At 69.1% G+C, this 15,164-nt stretch carries 19 protein-coding genes; all 19 read left to right on the top strand.

Annotation, left to right across the window (positions count from 1 at the left end; translation table 11 throughout):
• Nucleotides 1-74: 74 nt before the first annotated feature.
• The 19 genes from WDU99_RS01765 to WDU99_RS01855 all read left to right on the top strand — a co-directional run bounded on the left by WDU99_RS01765 (nucleotide 75) and on the right by WDU99_RS01855 (nucleotide 15,150).
• A complete protein-coding gene (locus WDU99_RS01765) occupies nucleotides 75-245 on the top strand; it encodes a hypothetical protein (RefSeq protein WP_337330712.1) in 171 nt (56 codons plus the stop codon).
• A 775-nt stretch (nucleotides 246-1,020) separates the two neighbouring features.
• On the top strand, nucleotides 1,021-1,665 hold the full coding sequence (locus WDU99_RS01770) for a hypothetical protein (RefSeq protein WP_337330713.1): 645 nt from the start codon (nucleotides 1,021-1,023) through the stop codon (nucleotides 1,663-1,665).
• The gene (locus tag WDU99_RS01775; protein ID WP_337330714.1) at nucleotides 1,652-2,635 is read left to right on the top strand and encodes a helix-turn-helix domain-containing protein; all 984 of its coding nucleotides are present in this window, start codon (nucleotides 1,652-1,654) and stop codon (nucleotides 2,633-2,635) included. The genes WDU99_RS01770 and WDU99_RS01775 overlap by 14 nt, the downstream gene beginning before the upstream one ends.
• A gap of 150 nt (nucleotides 2,636-2,785) precedes the next feature.
• Nucleotides 2,786-3,148 carry an HNH endonuclease gene (locus WDU99_RS01780; RefSeq protein WP_337330715.1) on the top strand — a complete coding sequence of 121 codons (363 nt, stop codon included), beginning with the start codon at nucleotides 2,786-2,788 and terminating at the stop codon, nucleotides 3,146-3,148.
• A 145-nt stretch (nucleotides 3,149-3,293) separates the two neighbouring features.
• Nucleotides 3,294-3,791 carry a hypothetical protein gene (locus tag WDU99_RS01785; RefSeq protein ID WP_337330716.1) on the top strand — a complete coding sequence of 166 codons (498 nt, stop codon included), beginning with the start codon at nucleotides 3,294-3,296 and terminating at the stop codon, nucleotides 3,789-3,791.
• Complete coding sequence (locus tag WDU99_RS01790; RefSeq protein ID WP_337330717.1) at nucleotides 3,778-5,307, top strand: hypothetical protein; 1,530 nt, start codon at nucleotides 3,778-3,780, stop codon at nucleotides 5,305-5,307. Before WDU99_RS01785 ends, WDU99_RS01790 begins: the two co-directional genes overlap by 14 nt.
• Nucleotides 5,304-5,480 (top strand): hypothetical protein, encoded by a 177-nt coding sequence (locus tag WDU99_RS01795; RefSeq protein WP_337330718.1) that lies wholly within the window; start codon nucleotides 5,304-5,306, stop codon nucleotides 5,478-5,480. The genes WDU99_RS01790 and WDU99_RS01795 overlap by 4 nt, the downstream gene beginning before the upstream one ends.
• Complete coding sequence (locus WDU99_RS01800) at nucleotides 5,477-6,652, top strand: phage portal protein (RefSeq protein WP_337330719.1); 1,176 nt, start codon at nucleotides 5,477-5,479, stop codon at nucleotides 6,650-6,652. Before WDU99_RS01795 ends, WDU99_RS01800 begins: the two co-directional genes overlap by 4 nt.
• A gap of 13 nt (nucleotides 6,653-6,665) precedes the next feature.
• Nucleotides 6,666-6,788 carry a hypothetical protein gene (locus WDU99_RS01805; protein WP_337330720.1) on the top strand — a complete coding sequence of 41 codons (123 nt, stop codon included), beginning with the start codon at nucleotides 6,666-6,668 and terminating at the stop codon, nucleotides 6,786-6,788.
• Nucleotides 6,789-6,790: 2 nt separating this feature from the next.
• Complete coding sequence (locus WDU99_RS01810; RefSeq protein ID WP_337330721.1) at nucleotides 6,791-7,489, top strand: HK97 family phage prohead protease; 699 nt, start codon at nucleotides 6,791-6,793, stop codon at nucleotides 7,487-7,489.
• Between the two features lie 137 nt (nucleotides 7,490-7,626).
• Complete coding sequence (locus WDU99_RS01815; protein ID WP_337330722.1) at nucleotides 7,627-9,054, top strand: hypothetical protein; 1,428 nt, start codon at nucleotides 7,627-7,629, stop codon at nucleotides 9,052-9,054.
• 76 nt (nucleotides 9,055-9,130) lie between these two features.
• Nucleotides 9,131-9,487 carry a hypothetical protein gene (locus WDU99_RS01820; protein ID WP_337330723.1) on the top strand — a complete coding sequence of 119 codons (357 nt, stop codon included), beginning with the start codon at nucleotides 9,131-9,133 and terminating at the stop codon, nucleotides 9,485-9,487.
• Nucleotides 9,488-9,490: 3 nt separating this feature from the next.
• Nucleotides 9,491-10,021 (top strand): hypothetical protein, encoded by a 531-nt coding sequence (locus tag WDU99_RS01825; RefSeq protein ID WP_337330724.1) that lies wholly within the window; start codon nucleotides 9,491-9,493, stop codon nucleotides 10,019-10,021.
• On the top strand, nucleotides 10,018-10,497 hold the full coding sequence (locus WDU99_RS01830; RefSeq protein ID WP_337330725.1) for a hypothetical protein: 480 nt from the start codon (nucleotides 10,018-10,020) through the stop codon (nucleotides 10,495-10,497). Before WDU99_RS01825 ends, WDU99_RS01830 begins: the two co-directional genes overlap by 4 nt.
• 44 nt (nucleotides 10,498-10,541) lie before the next feature.
• On the top strand, nucleotides 10,542-11,600 hold the full coding sequence (locus WDU99_RS01835) for a phage tail tube protein (protein ID WP_337330726.1): 1,059 nt from the start codon (nucleotides 10,542-10,544) through the stop codon (nucleotides 11,598-11,600).
• A complete protein-coding gene (locus WDU99_RS01840) occupies nucleotides 11,600-12,175 on the top strand; it encodes a hypothetical protein (protein WP_337330727.1) in 576 nt (191 codons plus the stop codon). Before WDU99_RS01835 ends, WDU99_RS01840 begins: the two co-directional genes overlap by 1 nt.
• A gap of 3 nt (nucleotides 12,176-12,178) precedes the next feature.
• Nucleotides 12,179-12,631, top strand: a complete 453-nt coding sequence (locus tag WDU99_RS01845) for a hypothetical protein (RefSeq protein ID WP_337330728.1) — start codon at nucleotides 12,179-12,181, stop codon at nucleotides 12,629-12,631.
• A gap of 171 nt (nucleotides 12,632-12,802) precedes the next feature.
• Nucleotides 12,803-14,419, top strand: coding sequence for a phage tail tape measure protein (locus tag WDU99_RS01850; RefSeq protein ID WP_337330729.1), 1,617 nt, complete (start codon nucleotides 12,803-12,805; stop codon nucleotides 14,417-14,419).
• Nucleotides 14,419-15,150 carry a hypothetical protein gene (locus tag WDU99_RS01855; RefSeq protein WP_337330730.1) on the top strand — a complete coding sequence of 244 codons (732 nt, stop codon included), beginning with the start codon at nucleotides 14,419-14,421 and terminating at the stop codon, nucleotides 15,148-15,150. Before WDU99_RS01850 ends, WDU99_RS01855 begins: the two co-directional genes overlap by 1 nt.
• The last annotated feature ends 14 nt before the right edge of the window (nucleotides 15,151-15,164 follow it).

Raw genomic sequence — 15,164 nt, forward strand, 5'->3', positions numbered from 1 at the left:
TAACGGTTACCACGTCGATCAGGAGCGGATGCCGTTCGGGCCGTTCCGCACAGACCGCGAGAACGGGGGCCGGGATGCCTGACGCACCCGACGAGCTGATCGTCATCAACGGCATGGGCGGGTACGTCTGCTCGGCGTGCGGCGTGCCGGTCGAGTCGGAGCCGTGCGACATCCACCAGCCCGACGCCTACGCGCGATGCACGGGTATCACGGATCGCGAGAACGGGAGTCGAAACGATGGATAAGCACGCCTACTGGTGGAACCGCCGTGGTCGAGCCGCCTGCTCGTGCGGCGATGATCTGGGCATCGTCGTGGGTCGCACCCTCACCGATCGGGGCGCAGCGGATGGGGATAAGGCGTTACAGGATCACCGCCGCGCCAAGCGCACAGACCGCGAGGTTGGGAGCTGATCGTGCCGGCGCTTATCGACCTCACCGGCCGCCAGTACGGCCGCCTGCGCGTCGCCCTCCGCCTCGCCGACCGGATCACCCCCAGCGGCGCCCGCCAGCCCCGCTGGGGGTGCATCTGCGACTGCGGCCGACGAACCATCGAAGAAGGCCGCGCCCTCCGCTACGGCCGCGCCCTCTCCTGCCGCGAATGCGTCCGCGACCCATCCCGCACCCTCCGCTACGGCCGCGTATACCTCATCTACTACCCAGAACACCGCGTCCTCAAGATCGGCTTCCACACCAGCAGCACACGCCTCCGCGAACTGCTCGACGCCGGCGGCATCCACATCGAAGAGTTCCGCGACGTCGACAAGTCATGGGAGACCGCCGGCCGACACACCCTAGACCGCATCTTCGCCCCCGCATTCACCAGCCGCCGCGACGCATCCCACGTCATACCCCGCGGCGCCGGATGGACCGACTGCTACACCGTCGACCCCGAAGACCTCATCCTCGCCCGTAGCGAGGTCTTCGAAGCCTGCCTGAGAGAAGGTAACTCCCTTGGAGAGAACCCACCCGCAACCCCCACATGGCTCCGAGACCTCACACGCATCCAGAGCGCTCGCCGCCGTGCCCGCGTCGGCTGCGCAGACCCTGCTCGGGCTGCAGGCGCTGATCGGGTCGGAGTCGCGGATCCCGCTCGACCCGGGGTGGATCGCGAAGCAGCTGTTCGACGGGATGCCGCTGAGCTGGGCGACCGACCGCATCGAGCGCGACGTGCTCGTGCTGGAAGACGCCGGACACGTCGTCACGTGGGCGCAGGACGGCCGCGAATGGCTCGCCCTGCCCCGATCTGGGCCCGCCGCCGCCCGGCATGCTCCGAGCCCGCGCGGGGCCTCCTGCGAGCCGCCCTCGACGCGGCCCATTTTCATCGGCTTGGGAGAGAGAGAAAGAGAGAAGGAACGCGAGAGCGCACGAGAGCGGGCGCTGGCGCGTGTGCAGGCGGAGAACCGCGAGTCCTCGGACCGGTGGGCGCTGGGAGCTGCGGAACGTCGGCCTCGGAAACCACCCAAGCGACCTCGGATTCTGGATGCTCCGCCGCGGGGTTGCGCAGATCATCCCAACGGCACGGTCGACGAGGAGTGCGGGCCGTGTGGCACCGCGGCCGACATCCGCAAGACCTGGCTGGCAAACGAGAAGTACCTCGACGAGCTGGTGCTCTTCGAAGAATCGCAGGCGACGCAGTGGGAGGACCTCGGCCGTGACACATTCTGACTCGACGATGATCGCTGAGCGGGTGCGCGATGGTGTGTGCGTGCTCGGCTGCACGTTGCGTGGGGTCCACTTCGCGACCTGCGCCTGGTACGGCGTCGACGACAACGTCGCCCCGGCCGTGGCCGCGCTGCCGAACGCCCCGGCCCGGTGCCGCGGGTGCGCGCCCTCGCCGGCGCACACCGGGTCGGTGATCTGCTCGCGCTGTTTCGGACGGATGCGGGGGATGCTGCGTGATGCGCCCGATATGGTCGGCCGGTTGCGGTCGCTGTCTGACCCGACGAAGGCGATGCAGGTCGCGCCGGTGAAGGTCTCGTCTCGTCCGGTCGAGGCGGTCGCTCCGGTCGGTCCGGATCTGCTCGACGCGGCCGACGCGATCCTGGCGAACCTGCGCGACTGGGCGCATGCGGTGCCGAGTCCGTGGCCGCTGCCGTGGCATGCCCGGTTCTCGGGGATGTCGGCCGTATCGGCGTACCTGCTGGCCAAGGAGTACGCCGGTGCGATCATCGACCAGCTCGAGCAGCTCACCGCTGACCCGGCCCGGGTGGTCGATCTGGCTGAGGCTGTCATCGTCGTGCATCCGGAGGACGGGGGAGAGCGGCCGGCCTGGTCGATCGCGGATGCCGCGTATCGGTGGGGTGTCGAGCGTCGCGACCGTCACGTGCATCCCGACGTCGACGCCGAGCCGGATCGGGAGATCTCCGCGCAGCCGGTGCGTGAGTGGTACGACCCGACGCTGAGCGTGAAGGACGCGGCCGCCCGTGTCGGGGTGAAGCCGGTGACGGTTCGCAAGTGGGTGGCATCCGGGGATCTGCCCGTCGCGATGCGAGCCCGCGGCCCGCGCGGATCGGTGATGCTGATGCTCTACGCCTCGCAGGTCGACCGCGTCGCGAGGGATATGGCCGCCCGTGGGGAGGCCACCCGATTCGGGGCGAAGACGAACACGCCGGAACTCTCACCCTCCCGGGAGTAGCGCGGTCGGTGCTACGCTGTGCTTGCACGAGAACTGACGGAAGAGCCTCACCCATGCGGGTGGGGCTCTCGTCGTATCGGGGGAAAGTGCGGTCGGGCTCGGCGATGCGAGGCGCTCGAGCCCGACCCTTCCACCCGGTCGGAGGCTGTGATGTCCGCCGAGATCTACAACACTCACCGGTGGCGCCAGCTGGTCAAGCTGCTCGTCAGACCAGGTGCGCTGTGCGAGATCGAGGAGTGCGCGGCACCATCCCGCGAGATCATCTTCGGCCTGCGCCATCGGCATCCGCTCGGCCCCAGCCTCGACCACATCATCGAGCTGCAGTACGGCGGCGCACCCTATGACCCTCACAACCTGAGGCCGGCCCACCTCGGATGTAACGTCCGCAAGTCCAACCGCCTCCGCAAGGAACACCGGGCAGGACTGCTGCGCCTCGTCGCCCGCGCGGGCAGAGCGAAGGCGGCAGCGGCCCCATCAAGAGCGAAGAGGACCGCATCAGCGCTCGACCACTGACAGCCCGCCTCGCTGAGAGGCCCAGGTCAGCGCGGTTTTTTAGGAACGCGGTTGCGACAAGACCCGCGCATGTTCATTTTTTCTCACGCACCGAATCCCCCGAGTAACCGGGCACGGGAGTGACCGATATCGAGGGAGGTTCGACATGGGCCGTCCCCGCACTCCGCTCGAGCAGCTCGAGCACGGCACCCTCGCCCGCTACCGCCGCGGATGCAAGTGCGAGCCCTGCCGGGCATCGAACCGCGACCGGGTGCGCAACCACCGCGCCCGCCTGGCCGCTGTCGACAGCGAGCGGGAGCAGGTCGCGACGATCGCGGTCAACATCGACCCCGACGCCCCTGCCCCGACGATCGACATGCAGGCGCCGGCCGGCCGCGTCGAGAAGGCCGTCCGCAAGGATCTGAAGGACCTCGTCGGCGAGCCACCGTGGAAGCGCACCGCCGCGGCGATCCTGCGCCTCAACGCCAGGGTGATCGACCAGGCCCCGGCAGTCGACCGTCTCGACCTGCTCTCGCCGATGCAGCTGCGCGCCCAGGAATGGATGAAGCTGCTGCGCTCGGTCGGCCCGACCGACGGCACGGTCGCCGGCGGCGCCGAGGCGCTGCTGAACGCGCTCGGAGCGTCCGGCGATGGCGACGACTAAGCCCGACCTGATCCCGCTCTTCCACACGCCCCGCAACCCGAACCGCGAGACCCGCGCTCGCCGCAAGCTGAACGTCGCCAAGGCGCTCGGCGCACCGTACATCCCGTGGCAGCGCGCCCTCGCCGAGGTGTGGGGAGAGATCGACCCGAAGACCGGCGGCTACTGGTACCGCACGCTCGTGCTGATCGGGCTGCGGCAGATCGGCAAGACCACCTTCGTTCGCGCCGACCTCGCCGAGACGTGCCTGTTCACCGAGAGCGCCCTGGTGCGCTACACCGCGCAGAACCAGAAGATGGGGCTGCAGCGCCTCGAGTTCGACTTCTACCAGCCCATCCGCGACTCTGCGCTCAATCCGCTGCTCGACCATCGCGTCGGCAGTGCGAAGCGCGGCACGCCGGGTTGGTCGGCGCGCTCCGGCTCCGAGCACATCCGCTTCGTCACGAAGTCGCGCTGGGAGACGGATGCCGTCAAGGCCGACTCCGGCCACGGTCCGCCGCTCGACAAGGGCGCGATCGACGAGGCGTTCGCTCACGAGGACGCCCGCGTCGAGCAGGCCATGCGGCCGGCGCTGCAGACCAAGAAGGGTCAGCTGCTCGTCGCGTCGGCGGCCGGCGACGAGTCGTCGCTGTACCTGGCGCAGAAGCGCGAGAGCGAGCACGCCCGGTTCCGGTCGCTCACCGAGCAGTACGGATACCTCGGCCCGACCCGCTCCCGCACGATGTTCGTCGAGTTCGCAGCACCCCGCGACGCCGACCGCGCCGACCCGCTCACCTGGTGGACCTACCACCCGGGCCTCAACGGCGGGCTCATCGACGAGGAAGACGTGCAGGCCGCGCTCGAGGGATTCGAGGCGGAACCAGAGAACTTCGACCGCGCTTACCTCGGCTGGTGGCCGCAGGCCAAGCGTCGCGAGTGGATCATCCCGCAGCAGTCCTGGATCGACACGCAGGAGCTCGACGCCGACGCGATCGACTGGACCGGCAGCCCCGTCTACGGCATCGACGTGTCACCGGATCGTGCGCTCGCATCCATCGCGCTCGCCGGCCTAACCCCCGGCGCCAGAGCGTGGCTCGAAGTCGCACGGCAGTCCGGCGGCACAGCGTGGATTCTGGACGCCATGCTCGCCCTGCGCGAAGCGTTCGGCGGCCGCCTGGTCATGCTCGACGGCGCCGGCCCCGCAGCATCACTGCAAGCCGACCTGGAGAAGGCCGGCTTCGAGGTCGTCCTGCTCTCCATGCGCGAGGTCAACGCCGCGTGCGGCGGTCTGTACGACGACGTCGTGCAGACCAACATCCGCCACGGCGGCGACACTGAACTCCTGGATGCCGCCAAGAGCGCCGTGTGGGTCAACTCCGGCGACTCCCGCCGCTTCGGCCGGGGGAAGTCCCTCGACGACATCACCGCGCTCTACGCGGCCGCCCTCGCCCGCCACGGGCTCGTCACCCGCGCACCCGCCGAGTACGACCCGACCGAGTCAGTGATCGGCTCTCAGATCGAATCAGAGGAGGACCGGTGAACCTCACGACCCTCCTCGACCTCGTCGGATCGCTGCTCGTCATCGCCGCGCTCGCCGTATTCGTGGCCATGTTCACGCTCGCTGGCGGCCTCGCCGTCGCCGGGGTGGGCCTTCTGGCCCTGTCGTGGTTGATCGATCGGCAGGCTGCCGGTCGAGGGAGGGAGCAGAGGTGAGCCTGTATCGGACCCGATCGAGTGCGCAGCAACTGATGCTCCCCGGCCGTCGCGCTCGAGCACGTGGTGCGGAGGTGACCGCGACGGCCGCACGGCAGCAGTCGGTGGTGTGGGCCGCGCAGCGGCTGCGAGCCGACCTGCTCTCCCTGATGCCCGTGGATGTGTTCCGCAAGGTCGGACGCATCAACGTGGCCGTGCCGACGCCGCAGGTCCTGCAGACGCCGTCCATGTGGGCTGACGGGCAGCCGATGACGATCGGCGAGTGGCTGAGTACCTCGCAGATGGACCTCGACGCCCACGGCAACGCATTCGGCGTCATCCGGCAGGTCGACGGGCTCGGCAAGCCCGCACTGATCGACCTGGTCAAGATCGACACGGTCTCCTGCACGGTCCGCGACAACCGCATCGTGAGCTACCGGATCGGTGGCGAGAAGACCGATCCGCGGTTCGTGTGGCACGAGCGGCAGTTCACGATCCCGGGATTCCCGCTCGGGCTGTCGCCGATCGCGCACGCCGCACTGTCGATCGCCGGTTCCGCGGGCGCGCAGAAGTTCGCGACGGACTGGTTCGCGAGCGGAGCGATGCCGTCGGCCCATCTGCGCAACGTCGACCAGGCGATCCCCGACCCGACTAAGGCGCTGATGATCAAGCAGCACTTCCTCGAGTCGACCACGGCCGGTGAGCCGTTCGTGTCGGGGAAGGACTGGGAGTACAAGCCGCTCACGGCGAAGGCCGCGGAGTCGGGCTTCATCGAGCAGATGCAGTACACCGATGCCGCGCTCACGCGCTTCTTCGGAGTCCCCGGCGACATGGTCGACGTCCAGACGTCGACCGGCAGCGTGACGTACGCGAACATCACCCAGCGGAACATGCAGCTGCTGGTGATGAACATGGGCGGCGCGGTGAAGCGTCGAGAGGACGCGATCTCCACCCGCATCCTGCCGTCCGCACGCTTCGCGAAGCTGAACCGCTCCGCGGTGCTCGCGATGGATCCCGCCACACGCGCGGAGCTATTCAAGATCCAGATCGAGTCCCGGCAGATCGCGCCCTCGGAAGCTCGCGAGCTCGAGGACCGGGTGCCGTTCACCGAAGAGCAGTACGCCGAGTTCGACCGGCTCTTCGGATCCCGCACATCGAACCCATCGAATACCCCCCCCGTCGGGCAGTCCTGAGGAAGCCCGAGCGGTGGCCGAGCTGATCCAGAAGATCTATCTCGGCGTCGGCAAGGTCATCACGGCCGACGAAGCACGCGCGATCGCCAACCGCGCTGGAGCAGACCTCTCCGGCACCTTCACACCCATGGAGTGATCATGAACCCTGAGCTGCTCGAACGAGCCGCGCACGCCCGCGCACAGGGTGACGTGCGCCGGGCAGACCGTCCCCGTCAGCGCCGCAGCGCGGAACCGCAGGGCACCCGCGCCTCGGTGCTGGTGCCCGGCGTGCAGATGCAGCTGCGAGCCACCGGCGACGGTGACGACAGCCCGCTGCACTTCACCGGATACGCTTCCGTCTACGAGCGCGCTTACGAGATGTGGGACTGGGCCGGCCCGTACATGGAGGTCGTCTCGGCCGGCGCCGGCGAGCTCTCGCTGAACCGCGCCGACCTCGACGTGCCGCTCGTGCTGCAGCACCAGTCGCTCCGACGGATGGCGCGCACCACGAATGGCTCGCTGACCCTCTCCGAGGACGACACCGGCTTGCACGTCGACGCCCCGCAGCTGGACCCTCGAGACAGCGACGTCGCCTACATCGCCCCGAAGATCCGCGCCGAGCTGATCGACGAGATGTCGTTCATGTTCCGCATCGAGGTCGGCCGCTGGTCGCCCGACTGGAGTGAGTACCGCATCGAGCGGTACGACATCCACCGCGGAGACGTCGCGATCGTCGGCTACGGCGCCAACCCGCACACCGGGGCATACACCGACCTGCGCGAGCAGGCCGGCACCCAGACCCCGCGTCTCGATCTCGGCATCCGCGCCGACGACACGCGACTGCTCACCTTCCGGTGAGCGCCCCTGCTGCTCGCACGAGCTGCTCGAGCCCGCCCGCGCCACGTGCCCGAGGCGGCCGACTGGACTCCGTCGACTGGCACCCCTCACACACACTCATCCGCCCCTGAGGGGCACCATCGAAAGGACCACAGGTCATGGACTTCGACAAGCTGATCGCGCAGCTGCGCGAGAAGATGAACGCGCGCATCTCGATGCGCAACGAGTACTCGGGCGAGCTCGAGACTCTCCGCGGCAAGGACACCCCCACCGAGGCCGACCAGGCCCGGGTCGAGGAGCTCCGCGCCGGCAAGGCCAAGCTCGACGCTGAGCTCGTGTCCCTCGACGAGGAGATGCGTCAGCTCGAGGCCGAGAAGAAGGCCGACGACGCGATCGCCCGCATGGCCGAGCGCCACACCCCGACCGGGGCCGGCACCGGCGCAGGCGAGAGCGAGGAGCGCGGCGCGCCGGCAAGCGTCAACGAGCCGCGCACCTACTCGCGCGAGACCGACCCGCGCGGCCTCCGCTTCCTCGGCGACGTGCTCGCCGACTTCCGCGGCGACCGCGAGGCCGGCAGCCGCCTGTCCGCTCACCTCCGCGAGGAGCGGGCGGTGCGCGGCGAGACCGTCGAGCGCGCGGTGACCACGACCGGCGCGACAGGCACGATCATCCCGCAGTACCTCGTCGACCTCTACGCGCCGAAGGGCAACCCCGGCCGCAAGTTCGCCGACATGTGCCGTCACCACGACCTGCCGGACACGGGCATGACCGTGTACATCCCCCGGCAGACCGCGCGGACGGCCGCCGGCGAGCAGGTCAACGAGCTCGACCCGGTGACCGAGAACGACTACGACGACGAGATGATCCCGGTGAAGGTGCGCACCGCCGCAGCTTCCCAGACGATCTCGGCGCAGGCGTCGATGCGTGGCCTCGGCACCGAGGACATCGTGCTGCAGGACCTGTTCAAGTCGTACAACACCAAGCTCGACGACATGCTCATCAACTCCGCGACGTGGGGTCTGCTGGCGGTCGCGAACCCGGTGACGTACACCTCGGGCGCCCCGACCGCCGCGGAGCTGTACCGCAAGATCCTCGGCGCTTCGGCGACCATCGAGGACACCCTGCTCGACCTCGACGAGGACGACCTGTTCACGCTGATGCGTGGACGCCGCTGGGCCTGGTTCAACGGTGAGACCACCGACCAGAAGCCGTTCGTGCAGCAGATCGGTGTTCCGACGAACACCTTCGCGGCGGACGAGCCCGGCGGCTACGCCTCGGCGGTCGCCGGGTTCCTGCCCAACGGTGGCCGCGTCGTCAAGGACAACAACCTCCCCGCCAACGGCGGTGTCGGCACGAACGAGGACACCCTCGTCGTGGTCGCGCAGCACGAGGCGCACCTGTGGGAGGACCCGTCCGCGCCGTACTTCATCCGCGCCGAGCAGACGCAGGCGAAGAAGCTCGGCATCGACCTGGTCGTGTTCGGCTTCTTCGCGGCGTGCTTCGACCGCGTCGTCGACGCGCAGGGCACGCCCAAGGCTGTGCACCAGAAGATCACCGGCACCGGCCTCGTCGCGCCGACCTTCTGACTGAACTGATGCTGGGGCCCGCCACGGTGGGCCCCAGCATCCCAGCAGACACGAACAGCAGGGAGAGCAGATCATCATGAGCATCACCAAGCAGGCCGCCGCCGCTGCACGCGCCGCGGCCGCACAGAAGGCCGACGCGGCCGACCGCCTCTCCGCCCTCGAGGTGGAGCGTCGCGGCTACGTGCAGCGCGGCGACGAGAAGGGGATCGAAGCCGTCGACGACGAGATCGCCCACTGGTCCCGCATCGCCGGCATCCCCGTCGAGTCCGGCGGTGAGTCCACCGGCGACGAGTCCACCGACGGTGAGTCCACCGGCGGTGAGTCCACCAACGGTGAGTCCACCGGTGGCGAGAGCACCGACGCAGACGCCGAGTCGACGCCCGAGCCGAAGAGCCGCGGCCGTGCGAAGGCCGCCGCAGCGGCGAAGGACTGACGCATGGCGATCCCGTGGCCCACGACAGGCGCGGCCATCGCGACGTCGCTCCGGTGGGCCGCGGATCGCGCTGCCGAGCTGGAGGACTACGCCGCCGTCGCGGTGTCGAAGATCGAGGAGAAGGTCGGCCCCTGGCACGGCCAGGACCTCGCCCACGCCATCACGACCCGTCGTGACCTGACCCGGCTCGTGCTGCCCTGGCCGGTTGCTCTCGTCACCGCGATCACCCGCGACGGGGCCTCCGCAGAGTACGACATGGTCGACATCGGCGCCGGCGTCGTCTACGGCACCTTCCCGCCGGGCAGCTACGTCGTCTCCGCGACGGCTAGGTCGACCGCGTCCTGCCCACCTGACGTGGCGCTCGCAGCCCGCAAGCTCGGCGCACACCTGGCGAAGCAGGAGCTCGTCGGCCCACGCCAACCGGGATTCGCCGGCGGCCCAGACAAGGACCTCGATGTGCAGCAGGGCTTCGCGCTGCCGCGCGCCGTGTCCGAGCTCATCGCCGACTACGTACCCCCGGGGAGCTTCGCATGAGCAGCTTCTACCCCTCGGCCGGCGCGGCCGTCGCCACGGTGAAGAGGACGATCCTCGACACCGCGGCGGCCGCGCTCACCGCGGCGGGCGAGTCCGAGGTCGATATCGGCATGGGGTTCGTATGGCCGCCCAAGTGGCAGGACTCCGTGTCGGTCGGCGCGGTGCGTGAGTCGCCGACGGACGGCACGATCGGCATGCAGCGCCGCCAGCACGTCGACATCCGCCAGGACGTCGCGATCACCGTGCAACGCGAGACCGGCAGCGAGGAAGAAGTACACGACCGCGCCTACCACCTGCTCGACGTCATCGACGCCGCGATCCGCACCGACCCGACCCTCGGCGGCGCCGTCCTCTGGTGCTACTCCGACGAGGTCGCATCCGACGGCATCACCGACGAATCCGACGCGGGCTGGGGTCGCATCTGCGCCCTGTCCGTCACGTTCGTCTCCCGCGCCATGATCACCCGCCCGGCCTGACCGGGACCCGCACACACTCTTCACCCCCTCAGGAGGGCAACACCATGGTCACTCAGGCCGACTGCTCGATCGCGTTCAAGAAGGAAGCCGCCTACGGCACCGCCGTCGCGGTGGACCGGTTCCTCGAGTTCACCTCGGAGACCCTCGACCTCGACCGCGCATACCACCAGGGCGAGAACATGCGCCCCGGCACCAGGGTCGCGCGCTCGCAGAAGCGCATCCTGACCCGTGAGGGCGCCGCCGGCGACATCACGCAGGAGGTGCAGACCAAGGGCTTCGGCGCCCTGTTCGAGCTCGCGTTCGGTGTCGCCTCGGCGTGGACGGAGATCGCCGTCGACGCCGGCGTCTTCCAGAGCGTCTTCACCCTCGCGAAGGACGACTTTCTGCCCTCCGCGACGATCCAGAAGGGTGTGCCGCGGCTGCCGACCGCGACGACCCCCGGCGGGGTGGATGCGTTCACGTTCGCCGGATGCCAGGTCTCGTCGATCGAGTTCGAGATGTCGTCCGAGGGTGTGCTCACCATGACGACCTCGTGGATCGGCGGCCGCGCCGTCGACACCCTCACCCCGTACGTCCCGTCGGCGGGGAAGTACCCCGAGGGGTGCGAGCTGTTCAGCTTCGTCGACGCGAGCCTGGTGCTCGGCGGCACGATCACGATGCCGACGTCGACGTCGCTGTCGACGGGCGGCACGGTGGCCGGCAACATCCGGGAGTGCTCGCTGTCGGTCGACCAGGCCCTCGACGACAACGGCCGCAACATGGGCGGCGGCGGCGCCCGCTCCCGTCCCGGCGCGGTGGGCCTGGCAGAGATCACCGGCAGCCTCACCGTCGAGTACGACACGACGCTGATCACCGAGGCCGTGCTCGAGCAGCAGGGCCTGGCGCTCGTGCTCACCTTCGAGGGCCCGACCGAGATCGGCATCTCGGGGCTGCGCCCCGTCGTGCAGATCGTGGTGCCCGAGATCAAGCTTGAGGGCGACCTGCCGAAGTCGAACGGCGGCGACGTGATCACCCACTCGTCGGACTTCGTCGGCCTCGACCCGCTCGTCGCCGGTCAGGAGCCGATCTACCTTGTCTACAGGTCGGCTGACCTGGTGCTCTGATGGCAGGGAAGACGGATCCGGAGTTCGAGTTCGTCCTGCCGGATCTGCGCAGCCTGTTCGCCGACCTGAAGGCGTTCCAGCCGAAGCTCGCGACCGACGTACGCCGGGATCTGCGCCGCTCCGGTGACGACATCATCGCGAAGCAGCGCGCCATTCTCACCGGCCGGCTGCCCGGCCCGATCCGCAAGACCGGCTCCGAGCTCCGGATGGTGTACCCCAAGGGCCGCAAACCCTATCTCGCGATCCGCAACGTCTATGAGACCGGCGAAGGATCCGACGGCGGCGTCGATGACCTGCGCTCGAAGATCCGCGCCGGCCTCAAGACCTCCGTCACCTCCGGCAAGACCCGCTCGTCGGTCCAGATCAAGACGACCGGCCCCCGCAATGACGGCTACAACATGGCGAAGGTGTGGCAGGCCCGCCGCTTCCGACACCCCATCTTCGGGCACCTCGGCTGGATGGACCAGCAGGGCATGCCCTACTTCTGGGGCCCCGCTTATGACGGCGTCGAGGACATGCAGCGCAAGGTGCAGAAGATCCTCGACAACGCCGTCGCGACCCTCTCGAAAGGCTGATCCGTGAAGATCAAGTTCCCCGACCACCTCACCGGCGGCGTCACCCGCGAACCGCTCCGCGCGATGAACCAGAAGAACGCCCCGATCCGTCTCCTCGCCGAGCTGCAGATGGAGACCGGATGGGACCTGAAGACGTTCCGCGAGGCACAGGCCACGATGTACAGCATCGCCATGGCCGCCTGGCTCACCCTCCACAACGCCGGCTTCACCACCATCACCTGGGACCAGGCAGCCAACCTCTCCACCGACGACCTCGAGTTCATCGAGGAACCCGGCGACCGCGCCGCCGCCGAGCAGGCCCTCGCCGACGCAGGGGAGGGGGATGCCTCGGACCCAGCATCCCCGGCTTCGAGTCCGGACGCCGAGCCCGAAGAGCCCCAGCCGGAGGCCACCCGCTCGAAGAAACCGAACCGTGGATCACCGGCCAAGTCCGCAAGAGGCTCGCGAACTTCCTGACCCTCTTCCCCGGCCACACCGCCCCCGGCATCTGGGACATCACCTACGGCGACTGGCTCGCGCTCGCCACCGCCGTCGACGACCACGTCGCGGAGCAGAAGAAGCAGCAGGCCAAGCGCAAGGCGCAGCGCCGCCACAGCCGGCGCCGCTGAAAGCAGAGAGGGGAGAGGCATGGCGAGCAACTCGCGCGACTTCCTGATCCGCATCCTCGGCGACAGCGACAACGCGAACAAGGCCGTCGACCAGTTCAACAAGAAGCTCGAGGAGGGCGAGGGCAAGCTCAAGGGCTTCTTCGACTCCTTCGCCGGCAACCTCGCCGCCGACCTCTTCCAGGATGCCGCGGCCGCCGCCGGCGACTTCATCAGCGGATCGATCGACAAGGCCTCCGACCTCAACGAGACGCTCTCGGCCGCCGAGGCGATCTTCGGCGAGCAGACCGCAGCGATGGACAAGTGGTCCCAGAACGCCGCGCAGAACCTCGGCCTCTCCCAGGGCGCAGCCCTCGACGCCGCAACCGGGTTCGGCGACATGTTCACCCAGCTCGGCTTCGCCGGCGACCAGGCAGCAGGCATGTCCCAGGACGTGCTGCAGATGGCCGCCGACCTCGGCTCCTTCCGCAACCTCGAAACCGGCGACGTCCTCGACAAGATCTCCGGAGCCATGCGCGGCGAGTACGACTCCCTGCAGGCACTGATCCCCAACATCAACGCCGCCCGCGTCGAGCAGGAGGCGCTCGCCGCGACCGGCAAGGAGAGCGCGAAGGAGCTCACGGCGCAGGAGAAGGCGGCGGCGACGCTGGCGATCATCAACAAGGATGGCGCGGCGGCGATGGGCGACTTCGCTCGCACGTCGGACTCGGCCGCGAACCAGCAGAAGATCATGACGGCCACGCTCGAGGAGCAGCAGGCTGAGCTGGGGCAGCAGCTGCTGCCGGCGTGGACGGCGCTGCAGGGGTTCCTGCTCAGCTCGGTGCTGCCGGCCCTGTCGGCGGTGATCGGCTGGCTGGCGGAGAACCAGTGGGTGTACGGGGTCGTGGCGGGCGGTGTGCTCGCGATCGCGGCCGCGTACACGACGTGGCAGTTCGCGACCGGCGCGTGGACGGTGGCACAGCTGGCCGCCAACGCGGCCATGTTCGCGTCGCCGATCACGTGGATCATCGTCGGGATCGTCGCCCTGGTCGCGGCGATCATCTGGCTCGTCGCGAACTGGGACACGGTCGTCGCCTGGATCACCGAGATCTGGGGCGGATTCATGGCCTGGATCGGTGAGGTCATCGACGGGTTCGTCGCCTGGTGGAACGACACCTGGGCGGGCATCTCGCAGGCCTGGTCGGACTTCTGGGCCGGCATCGAGCAGATCGTCAAGGACATCTGGAACGGCATCATCGGCTGGATCGAGTCCGGCATCAACGGTGCGATCGACCTGATCAACGGGATGATCGACGGGGTCAACCTGGTCGGCGGCGCCTTCGGCGTGAGCATCGAGCACATCGGCCACGTATCCCTGCCACGACTGGCGACAGGTGGCGTGACCAGCGGGCCGATGGTCGCGATGATCGGCGACAACCCCGGCGGCCGTGAGGTCGTCCAGCCCCTCGCTTCACTCCGCGCCGACCGGCAGGCCGACATCCGCTCAGCGGTCCGCGCCGCGGTGCTCGAACTGCGCGGCGCAGGAACGGGGGAGGGGATCACCATCCACCAGGAGGTCAACGCCCTGCCAGGCATGGACGAAGAGCAGCTCGCCGACACCGCAGCCGCCCGCCTCGCCACAGCGCTCAGGAGCAGCTGATGAAGGCACACATCCAAGGCCTCACCCTCGACGGCACCGACAGCACCAGCAGCCCCTACACGATCACCAAGATCACCGGCTGGGACGACGGCGTCGGCACCCGCCGCGAAGCAATCGACCGACCCGCCGCCCACGGCCAGCTCGGACTACCCGGCTACCTCACCGGCAGACCCATCACCATCGAAGGCGAGATCTACACGCACTCGCCGCAGGAGCAGGATCATGCGGTGCTCGCGCTGAGCGGGATCCTCGCGGCCGGTCGCATGGGCGCACTGGTCATCGAGTCGGGCGGGCTTTCGACGTGGGCGACGGTGCAGCGCAACGGTGCCCCGACGATCACCCGCGACCGTTGGGGGCTGCTCGCGACGTACATGGTCCAGCTCTGGGCGGTCGATCCTCGCCGATACGGCGAGGTTCACCGCTTCACCGGCGGCGAGGTGGCATTCCACCGCGGCAACTTCGACGCGACACCGGTGCACGAAGTGACGGGCACCAGTGCCGCGTACACGATCAGCGGCCCGACCGGGCGTACCTTCGCTGTTTCGTCTGGGCCCGGATCGGGGACCGATCGGATCGACATGGCCAACGGCCGGGTGTACCGCAACGGCGTGCTGCAGCTCGGCATCGTCACCAGTGCGGATCTCTGGACGATCCCGACGGGCTTGCCGGGCGTGACGCACACGATCAGCGCCGGATCGCTAGTGACAGTGGTGACGGACACGTTCGTCTGAGAGGGGGCCTCGCG

The sequence above is a fragment of the Microbacterium bandirmense genome (genome assembly GCF_037204185.1).
Classification (GTDB): Bacteria; Actinomycetota; Actinomycetes; order Actinomycetales; family Microbacteriaceae; genus Microbacterium; species Microbacterium bandirmense.